General features: G+C 37.3%; 20 protein-coding genes, 2 tRNA genes and 1 pseudogene. 7 read left to right on the top strand and 16 right to left on the bottom strand.

Annotation, left to right across the window (positions count from 1 at the left end; all coding sequences use genetic code 11):
- Nucleotides 1-37 precede the first annotated feature (37 nt).
- A complete protein-coding gene (locus BT999_RS10505) occupies nt 38-745 on the bottom strand; it encodes a MotE family protein (RefSeq protein WP_245791012.1) in 708 nt (235 codons plus the stop codon).
- A complete protein-coding gene (gene fliJ, locus BT999_RS10500; protein WP_072697749.1) occupies nt 666-1,106 on the bottom strand; it encodes a flagellar export protein FliJ in 441 nt (146 codons plus the stop codon). The genes BT999_RS10505 and fliJ overlap by 80 nt, the downstream gene beginning before the upstream one ends.
- 484 nt (nt 1,107-1,590) lie before the next feature.
- Here fliJ and BT999_RS10495 point away from each other — a divergent pair, with 484 nt between their 5' ends.
- Nucleotides 1,591-1,953 carry an ArsR/SmtB family transcription factor gene (locus tag BT999_RS10495; RefSeq protein ID WP_072697748.1) on the top strand — a complete coding sequence of 121 codons (363 nt, stop codon included), beginning with the start codon at nt 1,591-1,593 and terminating at the stop codon, nt 1,951-1,953.
- 1,527 nt (nt 1,954-3,480) lie between these two features.
- Here the strand turns inward: BT999_RS10495 and BT999_RS10490 are convergent.
- Together BT999_RS10490 and BT999_RS10485 are read right to left on the bottom strand one after the other, a co-directional pair.
- Nucleotides 3,481-4,311, bottom strand: coding sequence for a hypothetical protein (locus BT999_RS10490; RefSeq protein ID WP_143145552.1), 831 nt, complete (start codon nt 4,309-4,311; stop codon nt 3,481-3,483).
- Between the two features lie 269 nt (nt 4,312-4,580).
- A tRNA-Ala gene (locus tag BT999_RS10485) sits at nt 4,581-4,656 on the bottom strand.
- A gap of 417 nt (nt 4,657-5,073) precedes the next feature.
- Here BT999_RS10485 and trpB point away from each other — a divergent pair.
- Together trpB and BT999_RS12440 are read left to right on the top strand one after the other, a co-directional pair.
- Nucleotides 5,074-6,258 (top strand): tryptophan synthase subunit beta, encoded by a 1,185-nt coding sequence (trpB, locus tag BT999_RS10480; RefSeq protein WP_072697746.1) that lies wholly within the window; start codon nt 5,074-5,076, stop codon nt 6,256-6,258.
- Between the two features lie 164 nt (nt 6,259-6,422).
- A pseudogene (locus BT999_RS12440) lies at nt 6,423-6,599 on the top strand (tryptophan synthase subunit beta); the annotation flags it as partial.
- 168 nt (nt 6,600-6,767) lie between these two features.
- Here the strand turns inward: BT999_RS12440 and BT999_RS10475 are convergent.
- The 4 genes from BT999_RS10475 to BT999_RS10460 all read right to left on the bottom strand — a co-directional run bounded on the left by BT999_RS10475 (nt 6,768) and on the right by BT999_RS10460 (nt 11,372).
- Entirely contained in the window at nt 6,768-7,619 is an 852-nt protein-coding gene (locus tag BT999_RS10475) for a menaquinone biosynthetic enzyme MqnA/MqnD family protein (RefSeq protein WP_072697745.1), read from the bottom strand.
- Between the two features lie 130 nt (nt 7,620-7,749).
- Entirely contained in the window at nt 7,750-7,965 is a 216-nt protein-coding gene (locus BT999_RS12720) for a helix-hairpin-helix domain-containing protein (RefSeq protein WP_281246540.1), read from the bottom strand.
- A gap of 234 nt (nt 7,966-8,199) precedes the next feature.
- A complete protein-coding gene (gene uvrC, locus BT999_RS10465) occupies nt 8,200-10,152 on the bottom strand; it encodes an excinuclease ABC subunit UvrC (RefSeq protein ID WP_072697744.1) in 1,953 nt (650 codons plus the stop codon).
- A 188-nt stretch (nt 10,153-10,340) separates the two neighbouring features.
- The gene (locus BT999_RS10460) at nt 10,341-11,372 is read right to left on the bottom strand and encodes a glycosyltransferase (protein WP_072697743.1); all 1,032 of its coding nucleotides are present in this window, start codon (nt 11,370-11,372) and stop codon (nt 10,341-10,343) included.
- Nucleotides 11,373-11,473: 101 nt separating this feature from the next.
- Between BT999_RS10460 and BT999_RS10455 the strand changes: the two genes are divergently transcribed.
- Nucleotides 11,474-12,301, top strand: a complete 828-nt coding sequence (locus BT999_RS10455; RefSeq protein ID WP_072697742.1) for a WcbI family polysaccharide biosynthesis putative acetyltransferase — start codon at nt 11,474-11,476, stop codon at nt 12,299-12,301.
- Nucleotides 12,302-12,564: 263 nt separating this feature from the next.
- On the opposite strand, the gene BT999_RS10450 is transcribed toward BT999_RS10455, so the two are convergent.
- From BT999_RS10450 to BT999_RS10425, 6 genes are all read right to left on the bottom strand, one after another.
- Nucleotides 12,565-12,807 (bottom strand): hypothetical protein, encoded by a 243-nt coding sequence (locus BT999_RS10450; protein WP_072697741.1) that lies wholly within the window; start codon nt 12,805-12,807, stop codon nt 12,565-12,567.
- A gap of 26 nt (nt 12,808-12,833) precedes the next feature.
- A complete protein-coding gene (locus BT999_RS10445) occupies nt 12,834-13,142 on the bottom strand; it encodes a 3TM-type holin (RefSeq protein WP_072697740.1) in 309 nt (102 codons plus the stop codon).
- 1 nt (nt 13,143) lies between these two features.
- A complete protein-coding gene (locus tag BT999_RS10440) occupies nt 13,144-13,467 on the bottom strand; it encodes a lysozyme family protein (protein WP_072697739.1) in 324 nt (107 codons plus the stop codon).
- A gap of 1 nt (nt 13,468) precedes the next feature.
- Nucleotides 13,469-13,969 carry a glycoside hydrolase family protein gene (locus tag BT999_RS10435; RefSeq protein ID WP_072697738.1) on the bottom strand — a complete coding sequence of 167 codons (501 nt, stop codon included), beginning with the start codon at nt 13,967-13,969 and terminating at the stop codon, nt 13,469-13,471.
- Nucleotides 13,970-13,996: 27 nt separating this feature from the next.
- Nucleotides 13,997-14,335 (bottom strand): Mor transcription activator family protein, encoded by a 339-nt coding sequence (locus BT999_RS10430; RefSeq protein ID WP_072697737.1) that lies wholly within the window; start codon nt 14,333-14,335, stop codon nt 13,997-13,999.
- 303 nt (nt 14,336-14,638) lie between these two features.
- Complete coding sequence (locus tag BT999_RS10425) at nt 14,639-15,130, bottom strand: VUT family protein (protein WP_072697736.1); 492 nt, start codon at nt 15,128-15,130, stop codon at nt 14,639-14,641.
- A 124-nt stretch (nt 15,131-15,254) separates the two neighbouring features.
- Here BT999_RS10425 and queF point away from each other — a divergent pair, with 124 nt between their 5' ends.
- On the top strand, nt 15,255-15,725 hold the full coding sequence (queF, locus tag BT999_RS10420; RefSeq protein ID WP_072697735.1) for a preQ(1) synthase: 471 nt from the start codon (nt 15,255-15,257) through the stop codon (nt 15,723-15,725).
- Between the two features lie 104 nt (nt 15,726-15,829).
- Here queF and BT999_RS10415 read toward each other — a convergent pair whose 3' ends face one another.
- Entirely contained in the window at nt 15,830-16,474 is a 645-nt protein-coding gene (locus tag BT999_RS10415) for a hypothetical protein (protein WP_072697734.1), read from the bottom strand.
- A 363-nt stretch (nt 16,475-16,837) separates the two neighbouring features.
- Between BT999_RS10415 and BT999_RS10410 the strand changes: the two genes are divergently transcribed.
- Both BT999_RS10410 and BT999_RS10405 read left to right on the top strand, forming a co-directional pair.
- The gene (locus tag BT999_RS10410) at nt 16,838-17,311 is read left to right on the top strand and encodes a terminase small subunit (RefSeq protein ID WP_072697733.1); all 474 of its coding nucleotides are present in this window, start codon (nt 16,838-16,840) and stop codon (nt 17,309-17,311) included.
- A 262-nt stretch (nt 17,312-17,573) separates the two neighbouring features.
- A tRNA-Leu gene (locus tag BT999_RS10405) sits at nt 17,574-17,662 on the top strand.
- Nucleotides 17,663-17,995: 333 nt separating this feature from the next.
- On the opposite strand, the gene BT999_RS10400 is transcribed toward BT999_RS10405, so the two are convergent.
- Nucleotides 17,996-18,217, bottom strand: a 222-nt coding sequence (locus tag BT999_RS10400) for a transposase (RefSeq protein WP_143145550.1), incomplete at its 5' end; no start/stop codon positions are given.

Raw genomic sequence — 18,217 nt, 5'->3', positions numbered from 1 at the left:
ATAAAAGAGAAACTTTTATTGTGGTCTGTCAAACAACTTATTCAAAACTCATCTGCATTTTAGTCAACGACTCGGAAAGACGTGCAGCTTTAGCCGGAATAACATAAGTTAGGATTTCTCCGGCTTGACGACCTTTCATGCCGGCCAAAATTTTGACTGCAATTTTTTCATCAAGAGTTTGTAAAACTTCTGCGGCTTGTTTGGCTTTCATATTTGAATAAACATCAATAAGGTGTTTATATCTTACGTCTTTAAGCTCGTCTGCTTCTTTTAACATGCTCTGGAGCTTGGATTCAAGTTTTTTTAAGTCTTCAAGTTTAGTATCAATACCCTTTTCGATTGCTCTTAACTCTTGTTCTTTTCTGCTTAAATCGTCATAACGCTGTTGCATTGCTTCTTTAGTCAAAGAATCGACAGCCGGTTGTTTTGGCGCTGTCTGTTTGGAAGCGGGTGTGGCTGTTTGCGCCACGGCTTGATTAACCTGAATCAATTTTTTTGTATCGCTGTTCTTTAGCGTTTCATTTTCATTATTATCCGTTAAAGCAACGCTTTGAGAGTTTAATAAAGCCCCCTGATCTTTTAAAAGATTTGGGACAAGATCAGTAAAAACAAAAGTTAAAATGGCAAGTTTCATAAACACCGCCAATAATAGCCAGCGACATAGCTTAGACGGGCTTAATGCCATAGCGTAAGGTTGCTGTTTCGTCATTGATTTTAAGTTCTTTTTGTCTTTCTTCATATTCATAACGTTCCGCCTGTTTTAACTTCAGTTTTTCCAATAATTCTCGTTCTTGAGCCTTTTTGATTAACTCATTTCTGCATCTTTCCAGCTCACGATAAAGAGCTGTTACATTTTCTGTTGTAATGTTGATGTCTTCTTTAAGGGCTGTTTCATAATGTCTTGCCAACCATAATTCGGAGGGAGAAAACTCTATTTTGTTAGACCACTCTTTTTCGTGGTTTTGCAAAAGTTGTTTAAGTTCTTCCAGTTCTGCTTTTTTTATATCGTGTGCTTGTTTTGCTTGAGCGTGTTGAATACTCGCTTGCTCTTCAAGTTGAACACGATATTTTAAAACCTGTTCCAAATTAAATTGAAATTTTGACATAAGCTGTTGCTCTTATTTTTTTAGCCAAGACTCAATATTACAATCATTTTGTCAATAAAATGGCTTCAAAGAACTTGTTTAGCAAAAAGCGTACCGAATTTATTTAAGACTCGTTATTGCTATGTGCATGCAGGGCATAACGTGATGACAAAAGCACGCCAAACGGAGGTTTTAAAAACTATTTTTGCAGGCAGTTTATTAGAAACTATTGTATAATAGTCTCTAAGTGCCTTTTGTTAGGAATACACTCCAAAAGCCAAGAATAATGAGAGAGACGCTTGCGGGGTTTCGGGGGTATCTTAGAAACCAAGGGAGCATTTAACTTCCCTGTAAAGTGAGTAGTTTTGCGAATTAAGATGCGTTATGCTATGTGTATGCAGAGCAATCGCGATATGATAAAAGCACGCAAAACAGAGGTTTGAAATGGTCTTTATTCTGATAAATCTCGCTTGACTTAATTGGCGGAGTGTTGAATTATAAAAGAATGAACACTCTGAATGCTGCTAAAATATTTGAAGCTTTGTCTTCTGAAATACGCCTGAATATTTTTAAATTACTTGTCAAACATGGCGATTCCGGGCTTGTTGCCGGAGATATTGCCGAGTTAATCGGCATTCCCTCAACTAACCTTTCGTTTCATTTAAAAGCCTTGTTGTTTGCCGAGCTTGTATTTGTGGAACAAGAAGGGCGTTTTTTGCGTTATCGGGCAAATATTCCTTTAATGTTGAATATCGTTGGCTTTTTAACCGAAGAATGTTGTGCGGGACAGCCGGAAAAGTGCCTTGCTTATCGTCAAGCTAGTGGAATTTCTGATAATATATTAGGTCTTTGCACAAAGAAAAAGTAAGTTGGTTTTTCTTTGCCATGACTGGATAGCACGTTATTTACAGCACGCTTGTTAATGCTGATTTAGTCTTGGCCCTAACTTTATTATTTAATCCCACGCTCTCCTGAAATAAATCTTTTGCGGTTGCCTCCAATACCTATAATAAAATTCATTTATTATTATATTTTATTTTAATACCAATACTCCCACGAAATAAAACTCTTTCGGTCGTCTCCAATATCTATAATAAAATTACATTTTTATTATAACTTTATTATTTAAACTTCATACTCCCGCTAAATAAATTTTGTTGGTCGCCCCCCGGCGGGGGAAAGGGTTTTATGTGAAACCCTTTCCAAACCCCACAACAGGGCTGCCGCCCTGTACCCGCAAACGCATCACGCATTAGTTGATGCCTAACGGCATCAAAAGTTTGAACGCACCATGGTTCCTTTTAATGGCAACTTCGTTTTGGCATTTTACAACAACTTTTTTTGTAATCCATTAAAAAACGAACGATTCCACAAAATGAACACTTTGGGGCGTCTTCTTTATATTTCTAATTAATACACTTAATTATTACAAGATGCTTTAAACACTATTAATCTTTCCCAACAGCATAGTTTTAGCTTGCCAATAAAAGAGACTGTGGTGCGTACCCACTTTTGATGCCGCTTAGGCATCAACTAATGTATTTGCGGCAGTGGGGTTAAGGGGCAACCAGACCCTTATGGCGGGAATGCAAAGGGGAAAACATTTTCCCCGTGCCCGCCGGAGGCGACCAACGAACTTAATTTCGTGGGAGTATGAAGTTTAAATATAATATAATAATAAAATGAATTTATTATATGAATAGCCGGAGGCGACCGAAAGAGGTTTATTTCGTGGGAGCGTTAGTTTTTTTAATAGATTATAATAAAAACAAGTTTATTATATGAATAGTCTGAGGCGACCGAAAAAGGTAATTTCGTGGGAGCATAGAGAGTAAAATATAATAAAATTACATTTTTATTATAACTTTATTATTAAACCCAATACTCCCGCTAAATAAATTTTGTTGGTCGCCCCCCGGCGGGGGAAAGGGGTTTAGAATACACGAGGCTGGCTTTGCCTGCCCGTGGATTGGGGGATTCGGGGGTATAACCCTCGAAACAATGTCACCCTTTCCAAACCCCACAACAGGGCTGCCGCCCTGTACCCGCAAACGCATCACGCATTAGTTGATGCCTATCGGCATCAAAAGTTTGAACGCACCATGGTTCCTTTTAATGGCAACTTCGTTTTGGCATCTTAACAACAAAAAATGACGTGAGTAAACTTCTTGAACAGCGACTTCATTTTGACATTTTACAACAACTTTTTTTATAATCCATTAAAAAACCACCGCTTTCACAAAATAAATTTATGGGAGCGTAGGGTGAAATAAAATGTTACAATAAAAATGATTTATTGAAAATTATGTGTCAAAATATGTTAAAGTTTTAGTCTTAATTGGGCAAGAGCCTAAAATTTTAGACTTCAACTAACACACCTCAACCGGACAAGAACCTAAAACTTTTTCAAGGGGAAAGCTTTAGCAAAGCCGGGGATATCTACTTCAATTTGTTTTTTATCCAAAAAACGCACTTTCATGTCGAATTCCTCTAAATCAAAAGTTCTGATACTACCATTTTTGTTATCAAAAACTAAAGGTGCGGCGGGAAAAATATGCAAGACGGCATTTTTCTCATCGCAAGAGAGCAGGCGAAATGGCACTGTTGTTTTGCTGGTGAGTATTTTTCCGTAACCGTCTGAGTCCCAAGGAATGCTGATTTGAATAACCCCGTCGCTGTCTTCGTAGTTTTTTAATTCAACTTTTACTCGCCAATTGTTCTTTTCTTCTTGTTTTGTTGCTCCCCAAGTTCCCTCAAGGCGTTTTAAATCTTGTTGATTAATTTTGTCGCTTTGGCGTGCAAGAGGCTGTTCTTTAGTCAAAACCACGGGAACATGAACTTCGTCTTCAAGAATATCGCTTTGTAGCAAAAAAAAGGGTGATGACGAAAGAAGCACAAAGTTGATTACATTCCTTGTTTTAGTATTAAGCTCAATACTCAGGTTGTTGCCTGTATGTTTTTTGATGCTAAAGGGTATAACCTGAAACGGTGTAACAAGCTTGTCTGGGTGTCCAATAGTAAGGGTTTTATTGGCAATATCAATTCTGAAGGTAAATTTCGTGTCCTCAGGCTTGGCATTGTCTATGTTTTTGATAAATTCGGCGGCATTAGGACTATTAGACGTTTGTAAGTTTTTTTTGCTTTCTTCCGTAGAAAAGTTCCAGACACCGTGAAAGGCGTTGAGTGGTGTAGTTTTTTCAGAACTCGCCGAAGCAACGTATGGCATAAAGACTGTTAAAAACATATAACTAACGGCACAAAAGCACAGGAGAAAATTTTTTATTGTCGTGGTTTTGAACATAATTATCCTTCGGTTGCAACAAATTTGTTTTTTGGGTAAAAGTAGAAAGTGAGTTAAAAAGAGTTTTCGACTATTATACAAGTTTGACTATTATACAGGGCTGTTACGAGAATAATTTTATTGTCTCATTGATTAAGAAGACCTGTCAAATAAAAAAAGACCCTGTTTTAAACAAGGTCTTAAATTTGTATTGCTGGTGGAGGTAAACGGGATTGAACCGATGACCTCATGGCTGCCAGCCATGCGCTCTCCCAGTTGAGCTATACCCCCACATGCGAAATAGATATTTCGCAATAAAACGAAAAAAAGTCAAGAAAAAACTTTGGTTGTTTTTAAATAAGCCTCTTTTGTTTATCGAAAGTTTAATTTTGTCTTTAAAATAAGACAGGTGAATCAAGCTAAAATTTTTTTATCATAGTGTTTTAGGGATACCCACGAAGCCCCCAAAACAAGCTTGAAAAAAATATTGACAATTCGGCTTATATTTTTTAAATGTTGTTTATGAACATACAAACTTCCTCAATATTATTTCAGTGGTGGTGGCTCTTATAAAAGAGCCGTGTGTTTTTGCGTGCTTTAAATAAATAAAATATTCGAGCAAAATAACTAATAGCGGCAGTGGACAACTGGCCGCATTTTTTTATGCCATGAATCCTCTGCTGTATCAAAAAATCGGAGGAAATTATTATGACAACCCAAGAAAAACATTCAGACGGAATTTTCGGCAAACATGGCGGACGCTATGTTCCTAAAGGGCTTGAAGCCTCTCTCGATGAACTCAATGCCGCCTATAATCAGTATAAAAACGACCCTGCGTTTCAACAAGAGTTTGCTTATTATCTTAAGACTTATGCAGGGCGTGAAACTCCGCTCTTCTTTTGTAAAAACCTGACGGAACAATGTGGCGGGGCAAAAATTTATCTCAAGCGTGAAGACCTTAACCACCTTGGGGCCCATAAAATCAACAATACGCTTGGGCAAATTCTTTTGGCAAAACGTATGGGCAAAAAGCGTATTATCGCTGAAACGGGAGCAGGACAACACGGCGTTGCCAGTGCCGCCGTATCGGCTCTTATGGGCATGAAATGTGTTGTCTATATGGGCGAAGAAGACACAAAACGCCAACGTGCCAACGTTGCTCGCATGCACATGATGGGGGCGGAGGTTGTTCCGGTTATGGAAGGACAACGCACTCTTAAAGAAGCTGTTGATGCCGCTATCAACGATTATATAAAGAACCCTGATACTTTTTATCTGCTCGGTTCTGCCGTGGGTCCCCACCCTTATCCGCTGATGGTGCGTGATTTTCAGTCTGTTATCGGGTGTGAAACCAAGGAACAAACAATGGAAGCTGAGGGGCGTTTGCCTGATGCTTGTATCGCTTGTGTTGGCGGTGGCTCTAACGCTATTGGTATGTTTTATCCTTTTATAGAGGATAAAACTGTTGCCTTGATTGGTGTAGAACCCGGCGGTATTGGTCATAAAATGGGAGAACACGCTGCTACGATCACTTATGGAACGCAGGGAATAATTCACGGCTATAGTTCTTATGTGTTACAAGATGACAAGGGCGAACCGGCTTCGGTTTATTCCATCTCTGCGGGGCTTGACTACCCCGGAGTTGGTCCTGAACATGCCATGCTCAAAGACCAAGGGCGTGCTGATTATGTGATTATTAATGATGAAGAAGCGATTAATGCCTTTTTTACCCTTTCACGTTCCGAAGGTATTTTGCCCGCCTTAGAATCTTCGCATGCTCTGGCTCATGCCTTAAAAATAGCCCCTAAAATGAGCAAGGATAAGTTTATTGTGGTTTGTCTCTCCGGGCGTGGGGATAAAGACCTCGACCAAATGTTGCAGTATATGAAATAAATAATGCAAGCTAGTTATTTTGTTGGAACATGCTTTGTTTTAAGCTTTTACGACAAATCAAAGCCAGCTTTTTATTCTTTTCGTTCATATGTTTTCGGTTCGTCAATAATATTAAAGGCATTGTTGGCGAGCCGAAAGTTTTTTAGTGAGCAAATTTTGGCAAAAATGCCTTTTTTACCCTTTCACGTTCCGAAGGTATTTTGCCAGCCTTAGAATCTTCTCATGCTTTGGCTCATGCCTTAAAAATAGCCCCTAAAATGAGCAAGGATAAGTTTATTGTGGTTTGTCTTTCCGGGCGTGGGGATAAAGACCTCGACCAAATGTTGCAGTATATGAAATAAATAATGCAAGCTAGTTATTTTGTTGGAACATGCTTTGTTTTAAGCTTTTACAACAAATCAAAGCCAGCTTTTTGTTCTTTTCGTTCATATGTTTTCGGTTCGTCAATAATGTTAAAGGATTGTTGGCGAGCCGAAAGTTTTTTAGTGAGCAAGTTTAAAATAATTTGTTTACAGTTGTGCAAAACACAATTTAGGGGCTTGATTAATAAAGCCTGCTTGTGCAAATTTCGCATATAATAAATTTAAGCCTTCTTGTTCTTTCTCATTGAGATCATAAGATAGCCCTTTAAAGTATGCGATTAGTTCATTTCTCGAAAGGTTTGGATAATTTATTTCGGCGATATTGAGAATTTGATCTAAATTTTTTATTCCCCAATCTCGGCTTTTTTCAAGGATTATAGCGGGGTGTTCAAGTTTTGAATCGGGCTGAAAATTGCGGTTCATCACCCAAACTCCAAAGACACAAGGTAAGCCCGTCCAACTTGTCCACGCTTCACCAAGGTCAAGTTGATAAGGATATAAAGGGTGTTTTCTTAAACGCATGGCTTCATCGCCAATCGCCAAAAAAGCGAGAGGCGGAGCGGCGGTTGCGACTCTTTCGGTTGCGTTTCCGACTTCGTAGTTTGGGTTTAGTTTATAGCGTTCTTTTAATAATAAACGCAATAACATGGCGGAGGTATGCGTTTCGGCACTTACAAGAATAGTTTCATTTTTTAATTTTTCAATCGGGACTTGCGATAACATCAAAACACTTTGCACAGCTCCAACGCTGCCAATCGCCAAACGAGGCAAAAGAAAATACTGTTCCGGTCTGCGGGCGTACTCTATACAAGAGCAAGAAGAAGCAACCAAACGCCCCTGTTCCATTGCCGTATTAAGCGAGGCAGGAGGTCCGTAATAAAGTTGATAGCCGTGTTTGATTGCCCCTGATTCCAAAGCATGGTAAATAGGCAGTACATTTAAGTAGCCGATACGTCCAAGTAGCTTGGCATTTTTATTATTTGGGTTTGGATTAAGCATTCACGCTCCATAAATTTAACACTATAATTGTTTTGTTTTTGAGCTTAAAAAGCAAACAAGATCTTTTATTTTAATAATATGTTTTTTATCAGTAAGTTATTTTTATCTTTTTGAAAAGCAGACTTTTTCATTATGTTTTTTTACTGAATAACTGCCATATTTGTTTGGCTTTTTGCTTGCCTATGCCTGCTATCTCTGCCAAACCTTCTTCTTTTGCCAGTAAAATTTCTTTAATCGAGCCAAAATGAGTAAGTAACAAGCGAGCTGTTTTTTCGCCTATTCCGGGAAGGCGTAAGAGTTCGGCTTGAAATGCGGTTTTACTGCGGGCTTTGCGATGTTGTCCAATTACAAAATCATGAACGCTGTCTCTAACGAGCTGTAAAAACAGCAGTCTTTATTGGCGTGGTTTTGTGTAGGCGTTGTTTTCTCGCCTATTGAATTTTAAATTATTTTTGTTTAACCTTACTTGCTTAATTTATTTGACTTTTTATTGAATAACTTTTCTTTACTTTGCACGCTGTTTTTTTATTTTTTTGAAAAGAATAAAAAGTTTTAGCTGTTAATTGTTTAGTTTTGTTTATTAATTTTTTGAATTTAATAAGCTCCATATTTGTTTGGCTTTTTGCTTTCCAAGTCCTGCTATCTCTGCCAAACCTTCTTCTTTTGCCAGTAAAATTTCTTTAGTCGAACCAAAATGAGTGAGTAACAAGCGAGCTGTTTTTTCGCCTATTCCGGGAAGGCGTAAGAGTTCGGCTTGCAAAGCGGTTTTACTGCGGGCTTTACGATGTTGCCCAATTACAAAATCATGAACACTATCTCTAACGAGCTGTAAAAACAGCAGTTCTGATGAACCTGCTTTAAAATTAATCGGGTTACTGCGTTCAGGCATAAAAATACGATCGGAGATATTGCCGGCTCTGCGGTCTGTACGCCCTTCTTCCGTTCTGGCTTTGGCGATAGAAATAACGGCAAAATCATCGCTTTCTTTGTTGCCTATACTTAATCCGGCTTGTTTAAAGGCGTGGACAACAGCCGCAAGTTGCCCTTTTCCGCCGTCGATTAAAACTAAATCAGCCCAAGGTGGCCCGCTTTCTACTCTACGTTTTGCCCATTGGCTTAAACTGGCGTAATCATCGCTTAAATTTTGCTCGGTGTTATTGTCTATAATATAAGAACGATAGGCACTTTTTAATGCTTTTCCGTCTTCAAAAACGACCATGCCGGCTCTTACGTTTGTGCCTCCTGTGTGTGAAATATCTACGGCTTCAATACGATAAACAGGGCGTTTTAAATGTAGCTTTTCAGCTAAAAGTTGGTGCATTGGAATGTTTTCGGGATTTTTTTCCGCACTGATCAGAGCTTGACGTGCATTGGTAACAGCCAGTTCAATTAAGCGATTTTCCGCATCTTTATTGGCTTCTTTTGCAACGCTGATTTTTACGTTGCCATTACGCAAAGAGCTTAAAAGTTCGGCGAGTATATTTTCTGTTTTCGGAGTTTTAAGTTTATTTTCATCACATTGTTCCGGAATATTGTTATCTGTAAAATTTGCTTCATCATCATTATTTAAAGCCCATGGTAGTAAGATGCGTGGTGGAATCAGGGCAGCGTTTTGGTAATATTGAAGCAATACGCTTGGCAGTATAGTCGGAGCTTCCTCTAGGCTTAACCCCTGCCAAGTAAAGGTTCGGTTGTCGATCAACGCCCCTTGGCGAATAAATAAAATACATAAGGCTAAGCCATAACTACGTTCGGCAAAACCAACAACATCAAGATCGCCACCATCAGGAAAAACAACCGCTTGTTGTTCTACCGTGTGTTCTAAATTTTTTATGCGATCTCTTAAACAGGCGGCTTTTTCAAAGTCTAACAGCTCGGAAGCATTAAGCATATCATGTTTCAACGTTTTGATTAATTCGGCTGAACGCCCCGAAAGTAACATAGAAACTTCTTTTACCAGTTTTGTATAAGTTTCTTTTTCCACATCTAAAACACAAGGGGCGAGACATTGACCAAGATAATGATATAAACAAGGACGAACACGGTTTTTCATCGCTTTATCCGTACACCTGCGTAAAGGATAGGCTTTGTGAATGCTACGCCAAGTTTCACGGGCGGCACCGGAATTGGAATAAGGTCCAAAGAGTAAGGCTTGGCTTTTTTTGTGGCCGAGCATCTGGGGGCGACGTAAAATTTCTAAACGAGGATAAGGGTGGTTTAAGAAAAAGCGGAATAAAATATGATCCTTATCATCTTTTAAAAGTATATTGTAACGTGGACGATGTTTTTTTATTAAACTGGCTTCGAGGAGTAGGGCTTCTTTCTCGCTAGTTGTGCTGATAAAGTTTAACGCATGAGCGTGGCTTAACATCGCTCTTGTTTTTGGGGTTAAATCTTTTTCATTGCGAAAATAAGAAGAGACTCGATTGCGTAAGATTTTAGCTTTTCCCACATAAATCGGGCGTTCTTTAATATCTTGAAAAATATAAATTCCCGGTGTTGTGGGAATACTTTGAAAGTCAGGGGTTTGCATAAGTTTGATCTGGGAGTGATGATAATATTTTTATTTTAATTTCATTATTGAAAAAGTCAAAGAGCCAATAAGCCCCTTGCAAAACTGAGTTTTCGTGCTTTTGTCATTATTTTTAGCTCTGAATACATATAGCATAAAACGCCTTAAGCCCCAAAATACTTATTTTAAAGGAAGCCTCTTTGAGATTATTATGCAATAGCCTCAAAACTTTTCCATATTTCTTGAATATGTTTGCGTTGTTGCTCTAAATTATAAGCACGAGCTGTTGTTTGTGCGTTGATGATTAATTCTTGCCAACGTTTTGGGTTGTTATATTTTAATTGAATTGCCTCACTTAAGACCAAAGCGGCGGAAAGTATATCTCCGTCAGGCACATAAAAGCCATTTTCCGGGAACGTTGTTTGATTATTGTTAATCGTTACGTTAATGATGTTGTTTACGACGGAAGGGCAATTTTCGAGGGCAACATTGCTCATATAATCCAAGCCGCCAAAGCCCGTAAAACCTACGGGAATACAGCCTGTTGCCATTGCTTCGAGCGGAGGCAGTCCAAAGCCTTCGGGATAAGCCGTATTTAAAAAAATATCGCTTGTTGAAAGTATTTTTGCCACTTCAGCTTGAGTTTTATTAGCAATTTCCAGCCATTCTATTTTAATTTTTGGGTTATTGGCAAGTTTTGCCATGCAGATCTGTTGAATTTGTTGAGTAAGATTGCGATTTTTACGAGGCATAAAGGCGATTCGCAAATGTTTGGCTCTTGAATTTTGGGTTTCAAAAAAACAAGTTTGAACGGCGGGGGGCAAAACCCCCAAAGACTTCAGATTAAAAACTTCTTGTATAAACCATTCGACCGGGCGAGATACAGCTAAAAATTCAACAGGTAGCTGTTTCCATGTTACGTTTTCGGGTAAAACCTCAAGCAAATAATGCCAACTTTGAACATAAACAATAGTTCTTGCTCCATGTTTTAGTCCAAAAGGAATTATATTGGGAAACCCCTCAGGCACGATAAAGAGGTCTTTTTCGTTTAAATTAAGCTCATTCCAAGGAATATAAGGCAAATTTTTTTCTTTGGCGTTTTTAACCGCCAAGCTATTTTCTTCGAGAGAACTAAAAGCAACATTATAGTTTAAAGACTGTAAAAGCTCTATTATTGTATAAATATTGTTTAATCCGCCACTCGTCTTATCGATATGTGGAATAAAAAAAATGCTTCGCATAAATTACCTTATAGTCAAAGTTGGCTTTATTTTTTTGTTTTAATAGGTTATATAAAATCGTACCCGTTTACTTTTAACTTTAAATAGCAGATTCTTTTAAAATGAAAAAGACAAAAAAAATTTGTATCCTACATGCTAATTGTCAGGGCGAAGAATATCAAGCCATTTTAGATAAAATTCCTGCGTTTACTGACGAGTGGAACTTGAAATTGTTTACAAATTATACCAAACAGGCAATTCCTCAAGACCTTTTGCCTCAAGCTGATTTATTTTTATATCAATATCTTGATAACTCTTGGGGAGATTTAAGCTCTGACGTTTTGTTGAAACAACTAAAAAAAAACACCGCTGCGTTTTGTTTGCCTGCGGTGTTTTTTCGAGGGTTTCACCCGTTTTGGGAGGGGCGAAGCGAGTTTCATTATTATGACAATTTTTTGGAAAAGCTGATTGCGAGTGGTGCTGAAAAGAGTGTTATTTTAAGGCTATATTTACAAAACGATTTGCGAAACAAGCTTGACTTAAACGCCCACATTGAATTTAGTTTCAGCCGTGAGGAAGAGAAAGAAAAATCTTGTGATTTTAAGGTAATGCCTTTTATTCGTAAAAATTGGCAAGACAGGCAACTTTTATATACAGTTAGCCACCCAAATAAAGTTTTGTGTCGCTATCTTGTTGAAAATATTCTTAATGCTCTTAACATTGCCTTGCCTGATGAACTGTTTTGGGAAACACATAATTGTACTTATAATGATTTCGAACAACCCATTCACCCTCAATTAATTGACTTTTATAAGTTAAAGTTTATTACGCCGGAAACGACCTTTAACGTATACGGCAGGCAATTAAGCTTTGCTCAATATATTAGTCGCTATATTGATTGTCGTCAAAATAATATTGATAATTTTATCGGATATTTACATTTTGTTTAACCTTGGCTTAAGATTAGTGCAAAACCCTGTTGTGCGTTCTTTATGATTATTTTATGTTCTGTATCCAAATGGAATAAAAAGTCTTAATGCACAGAACTCATTAATTTTACAGGAAAATTAAATTTGATTTTTTATTTCAGGGCGAGACTCCCGAAAGATCTAAATCTATTGTTTAGCAAAGCCGCACTATTTTTTTATTTGTGATTTTTGGAGCGCTTTTCTAACGTAAGCCACTTTGAGCCTGTTGTACAATAGCCTTTAGCTTACAAGAGGGTATCTTCAATGCGTCCAAGGCGTTTTTCGTGATCGTCGAGCCTTGTCCAAAGTCTGAGCTGACTTTCTTTTGTCGGAAACAAATTCATGCAATCTAAGCGGTGTATGGCTAAAATATCAACTTTTGATTGCAGGCGTTTAAACTCGTGCCAGATTAAAAGACCTAAGATAGAAACTACGCTTTGTAGGGTAAAGCTGGCAATGACTACTAATATTTCAAAATCAAAGTGCATAATCAAATCCTTTTATTTTTATAAAATTAAAATCCTAAGCCTAACATGCCCAATAAGAGATGCGAGACTTCTTTAATCATTGAGGGCGGTAAAATAATCTCGGGATAATAAGTTGCCATAATCGGGCGTCCGACTATTTCCCATGCAAACACCAATGCGAGAACCCAGCCTAAAAAACTTCTCCATAAACGTAGGCGAGAGGCGGGGGCGCCTGATAGTTCCGCTTCGTTAATGCGGTTTTGTCCGTCAATGATTTTGCCTTTATCGGGTGCGATTTTATCAGCAATCTTACCTAATAAATCGCCTAAAATAGGAATGCTTGACCAAAGAGCCATTTTATACCTCCTGCCATTTTCCGCTTTGCATTTGTTTTGCGAGTTCTTCGGCTCTGTCAAAATATCCGCCGATACCATCGCCCACTTGTTTTGACCAAAGCGAGCACATCATATTTTTAGCCGCCTGTTTGTAGTCTCCAAGGCGTATAAAATGTAAAGTTTTTTTAAAGGTTAAAAGTTTTGTTATACCTAAGTTAAAACACATATTTATCAAAACGTTAATGCGGTTTTGTCCGTCAATGATTTTGCCTTTATCTGGTGCGATTTTATCAGCAATCTTACCCAATAAATCGCCTAAAATAGGAATGCTTGACCAAAGAGCCATTTTATACCTCCTGCCATTTTCCACTTTGCATTTGTTTTGCGAGTTCTTCGGCTCTGTCAAAATATCCGCCGATACCATCGCCCACTTGTTTTGACCAAAGCGAGCACATCATATTTTTAGCCGCCTGTTTGTAGTTTCCAATGCGTATAAAATGTAAAGTTTTTTTAAAGGTTAAAAGTTTTGTTATACCTAAGTTAAAACACATATTTATCAAAACAGCCTTTCGGGCTTCGTTTAGCGTTATCCACCAACTTAAATGACTGTTTAAATCTTGAATGCACGCCAAAATATCCGCTTTTAAAAGGCGTTCGGCTTGTTCTTCGTTTATTGTGTCTTTTTCTTTGAGAATTAAACCCGGAATAGGGTTGGCGTCTAAATTATGCCCATAACCGATCGTGAGTTTTTTTGCCGTGCAACGATATGCGACATGAAGCCCGTCTTTGTTTTTTTTACAACCTTCATGGCGTTTTATCTGTTTCAAGAAAAGTGGGTTATTATACATAAATATCCTTTGCTTAAATGTGCCTTTTTAGATCACTTCAGTTTTTTCTTTTCTTTTTTTTCTACACAAGGCGATAATCCGATAAATATGTTGAATTGCGAGTTGATATTTTTTCGCCAACTCTACATGATTTGAACCGTTAAATTCGTTAAATATTTGCCAATCACGGCTTTGGGCTCTAAAAGAAGTGCCTTTGGGAAAGTAAATGTTTTGTCCGCCCCATGCATGGGTTAGCTCTTGGGTAATCGATAATGAAATGCGTGTTGCCTCTTCTTTTTTTATTCCGTGTTCACGGAGGTTGAGTTCTAAACGACTTTGAAAATCTTGTAACAATTCAGGACCGCGACTTAAGTATTTTTTTGACATGAGAGTTCTCCTTTTCAGTTTTAGAATTCATAGTATGCTGAAAAATATTGCAAAACGCTCCAAGCAATATGTAAAGAAGCTCTTAGGCATAACCCAAGTAGGTCGTGTCAAGTCGTTAGTGTTTTATGCGATGTTCATACAGAATATAAAACGATGATAAAAGCACGCAAAACAGAGTTTTGCAATGGTCTTAATTTTGGGTTTGTATGAATTTTCGGCTTTAAAAATAAAAAAACCTCCACAAACTTGCGGAGGTTTTAGCTGTTTTTTTAAGAAAACTAATTTTAACAATAATTATAAAAGTTATTGAGCAGAAAAAGCGAGATTTTGTTCTTTTTTACGAGCGATAAAGTAAACGATGCAAGCACCTAAAAGCTTACTGATTGTCATCATAAACAAAGAAGGAATAGAAAAAATTCCAACCATGTATAAGAAAACAAAACTGTCGATTGGTGTGCTGACTATGCTTGAGAGTAAAACTCTTTGTGAAAACGGGCGTTTTGTAAAAGAATAAACAGACCAATCCATAAATTCGCCGATTAAAAAGGCAGTGATACTGGCGAGGGCTATTTGCGGAGTTGCCATAAACCAACTGATTATACCACCGATCAACATTGCGGCGACAACCCAGTGTCCAACGGCACGCTGGGCATAGTCTCTTAAAATAAAAACAAAGCCGACCAAAAGAGCGACAGGCGACCAGAGTTCGCCATTTGGCAAAGATAATAGTGGAACAATTCCAAAAGCTTGGTTAACTATAACAATACAACTTATATATGCAATAACGTAAAACATAACGCCTCTTTTTATGAAATAATTTCATATTATAAAAAATATTGAGAAAAATCGCAAGCTGTTTTACAATTGACTTGAATTTATCCATTTGAATAATTTTGAAGTTTTAATAAAGGAAAAAATAATGAGTAAAAATATAAGTGAAAGTGTTGAAACCGCCGGTTTAACAAAGCTAGGCAACAGCGGGCATATAAATTTTGATAGCCCAAGTTTAAGTATTTTAGAGGCGTTTCCTAATCAGTATCCACAAAGAGATTATGTGATTGAATTTGATTATCCCGAGTTTACTAGTCTTTGCCCTAAAACCGGACAGCCTGATTTTGGAACAATTATTGTGCGTTATGTGCCTAATTTGTGTTGTGTTGAATCAAAGTCTTTTAAGCTTTATATGGGTTCATATCGCAATCAAGGGGCTTTTATGGAGCGTTTAACCAATCAAATCGCCGATGATTTAATCGCTTTATTAGCTCCACGCCGTATGACGGTTGAAGGCCTTTTTAACGCTCGTGGCGGAACCGGTATTAAAGTTAGAGTTGAACATTTTGATAATACTTTAGCTACTGACGAGTTGGAAAGATTAAAGAGCTTGTGGTAGATATTGACTTTAAATTCAAAAGGACGCTAGGTTGACTTTGCCTGCCAGCGGACTTGGTGGCTTGGTGGCTTGGGGGCTTTGGGGGTATCCTCCGAAACAAGTGGCTACTGATTTAAAGGGCTACGACTTTGAATAAAGCTGTTCCCATTCCAGAAAAAATGTATTTCAAAATCTTCTTTTTGGTTAACCACACCGTCTTTTCCCCAAAGTATCGGTTTAACCTTGATTTTATCGTGATCAAGACAGAGCATAATAGTTGTGTCTATTTCTGCTGAAAGGGCGTTGGGTAAAAACAAATCGTTTTTATTTGGTTCAAGCGGAACAGCCATTGGAATAATTTTTCCCTTTGCATCATAACGCCAAAGCTCTAAGGCACAAATTAAACCGCTTTGAGCCCCAAGGGCCACAACAACACCACCTTGGTTGTGGTTAAAGACGTGTAAAACAACTTTATTGTCTGCGGATAATTCGTTTATAATAAGTTCGTTACTTGTTTCTTGGCTGATTATCCAGTCTTCTGATACGCCGTTATCTATTAGTTTTTGTTGTTCTTCTTCGCTTAATTCTACGCCTGTATTTTCAAAAATACCCGTTGGAAGAAGAGAAAATAATGTGCGAGGGGTCGGAAGCGAGTTGTTTTGTTCTGCCAACACAACTTTTGTGTCTGTGAAAACGATTAAGTTTGTTAAAAAGATTAAACAAACACAAATAAAAAATAAATGCACACTATTTTTTAAAATATATTTCATGATTAGCCCATAATTTAAAAGTAATCGTAAAAGTAGCTGTTTAAGCTTTTTTTCGATTGCTGTTAGGAGTATAAAAATTGTTTTTAGCTTAAAATAGTAAGGCTCTAAGAGTCAAGGACTTTGTTTAAATAAATGTACGTTTCTTTCAATCTGTCTGCTTTTATGAATCTTGGTATAACTCGTTATATTACAATGGATTAGAATAGAAGATCATTTTTTCTATGATATTAATATATGTATTTATCTTTCTATATGCTTGTATTTAATAATTTTTTTTAGAAGCCATAGTTTATCCTGCGAGTTATTTTTAATTCTAAATAAGTTGAAACGAATTAACAAAACTCATTAAGGCAGGACATGGAAATGAAAAAAAAGTCTGATTCTTTGGTCAAAACGTCAAAAAGAATAAATGATAAAACAAAAAAGCATAGGGCAGAATCACAGCGTTTACAAGAACAAATAATTCAAGAGCTTAGTGCTATTGCTTTTAGTTCGATTCATGATTTTTGTTTGTGGAATGCCGACGGTATAACGGTTTTGGAGTCTGTTAATATTGATCCGAAAAAATTAAGAGTTGTGGCAGAGTTAAGCGAGAGTTCAAAAGGTAAAACAATAGGTATAAAGCTTCATTCAAAGCTTAAGGCTTTGGAAATATTGTTGAAACTTTTAAAAGAAGCTATGCCGGACAAGCCTTTGTTGAATGAAGCAGAGGGCGAAGAATTGAGTTTGGCGATTGAAAAATATACTTTGGAATGGGAGCGTATTTTAAATAATTTGTCGGTTTCGGTTCAGCAAGTTGATGATAATATTCAAAAAGTTTCAAACGAAGAAAGTTAAAAGTTGAAAAGGTAAAGTTTGGCTTTGGTTAATAATATTTTAATTCAGCAACGCTTTGATTTAATAAGCTCTTTTAAACAATGCGATTATTTTTATAAAATTTTATTTTTTTTTAATAAAAACTCTTGACTCTTAACTTAAGGCATGGCAAAAGGAATTTTCCATTAACGCATTTTGATGTTCTGCTTTGTCTTTGATTATATCAAATTCTCGCAGTTAAGCCTCTTTAAACAAGGTTTAAAAAACATCAAGCACCCAAATTGCCCGGGTGGTGGAATTGGTAGACACAAGGGACTTAAAATCCCTCGGTTGGCAACGACTGTGCCGGTTCAAGTCCGGCCCTGGGCACCACAAAAGATAAGAAAATTCAGCATATTAGATGAAAGATGGCTACCTTTATTACGAAGGTAGCCATCTTCTCGTTTTAGCTCTTTAATATTTTGTGCAATTTTTTCTTATATGAAATTGTTTGTGTTTAAAATGATAAAATATTCAATAAAGTTATTTTAGAAGCTTTGGCAAAGATGAATGTATGAATGGGTAGGGATTAAATAAGCTCAGTATAATGATCTCAACAAATAAAAGATCAATTAATACTGAATTTAAATGGCTCTACACCAAAGACAGGGGCAGGCTAAAATTCAGAGCATTTTTCCGACCAAAATTTGATTGTATTTTCTATTCCTAACAGCACAAAACTCTAACGCGTAAGCGGTAATTCTCAAAATTTCTAAAGCCATAAGCCCGGCGTTGTATCAACTTCATTTTCCGGTGAAATCCTTCTGTTATTCCATTATTTTTCACAAAACGGAACATGCAGGCAACTTCTTCCTGCCATGATTCGAGTGTCTTGCCAAGTGTTTTTAAGGGTTGAAAAGGAATCTGCTTGAGTTGTTTAATTTTTTC

Origin of the sequence: Desulfovibrio litoralis DSM 11393 (assembly GCF_900143255.1) — a bacterium.
Lineage (GTDB): Bacteria > Desulfobacterota > Desulfovibrionia > Desulfovibrionales > Desulfovibrionaceae > Frigididesulfovibrio_A > Frigididesulfovibrio_A litoralis.
The sequence above is the reverse complement of the archived record's forward strand: the minus strand, read 5'-3'. Positions and strand labels throughout refer to the sequence as shown.

Coding starts and splice junctions, on each gene's coding strand:
- BT999_RS10430 (WP_072697737.1), bottom strand. CDS start 14,335: ATGTCAAAAAAATACTTAAGTCGCGGTCCTGAATTGTTACAAGATTTT.
- BT999_RS10505 (WP_245791012.1), bottom strand. CDS start 745: ATGAATATGAAGAAAGACAAAAAGAACTTAAAATCAATGACGAAACAG.
- fliJ (WP_072697749.1), bottom strand. CDS start 1,106: ATGTCAAAATTTCAATTTAATTTGGAACAGGTTTTAAAATATCGTGTT.
- BT999_RS10455 (WP_072697742.1), top strand. CDS start 11,474: ATGAAAAAGACAAAAAAAATTTGTATCCTACATGCTAATTGTCAGGGC.
- BT999_RS10490 (WP_143145552.1), bottom strand. CDS start 4,311: ATGCCATACGTTGCTTCGGCGAGTTCTGAAAAAACTACACCACTCAAC.
- BT999_RS10495 (WP_072697748.1), top strand. CDS start 1,591: ATGAACACTCTGAATGCTGCTAAAATATTTGAAGCTTTGTCTTCTGAA.
- BT999_RS10445 (WP_072697740.1), bottom strand. CDS start 13,142: ATGGCTCTTTGGTCAAGCATTCCTATTTTAGGCGATTTATTAGGTAAG.
- BT999_RS10435 (WP_072697738.1), bottom strand. CDS start 13,969: ATGTATAATAACCCACTTTTCTTGAAACAGATAAAACGCCATGAAGGT.
- queF (WP_072697735.1), top strand. CDS start 15,255: ATGAGTAAAAATATAAGTGAAAGTGTTGAAACCGCCGGTTTAACAAAG.
- BT999_RS10440 (WP_072697739.1), bottom strand. CDS start 13,467: ATGGCTCTTTGGTCAAGCATTCCTATTTTAGGCGATTTATTGGGTAAG.
- BT999_RS10460 (WP_072697743.1), bottom strand. CDS start 11,372: ATGCGAAGCATTTTTTTTATTCCACATATCGATAAGACGAGTGGCGGA.
- BT999_RS10450 (WP_072697741.1), bottom strand. CDS start 12,807: ATGCACTTTGATTTTGAAATATTAGTAGTCATTGCCAGCTTTACCCTA.
- BT999_RS10415 (WP_072697734.1), bottom strand. CDS start 16,474: ATGAAATATATTTTAAAAAATAGTGTGCATTTATTTTTTATTTGTGTT.
- uvrC (WP_072697744.1), bottom strand. CDS start 10,152: ATGCAAACCCCTGACTTTCAAAGTATTCCCACAACACCGGGAATTTAT.
- BT999_RS10410 (WP_072697733.1), top strand. CDS start 16,838: ATGAAAAAAAAGTCTGATTCTTTGGTCAAAACGTCAAAAAGAATAAAT.
- BT999_RS10475 (WP_072697745.1), bottom strand. CDS start 7,619: ATGCTTAATCCAAACCCAAATAATAAAAATGCCAAGCTACTTGGACGT.
- BT999_RS10425 (WP_072697736.1), bottom strand. CDS start 15,130: ATGTTTTACGTTATTGCATATATAAGTTGTATTGTTATAGTTAACCAA.
- trpB (WP_072697746.1), top strand. CDS start 5,074: ATGACAACCCAAGAAAAACATTCAGACGGAATTTTCGGCAAACATGGC.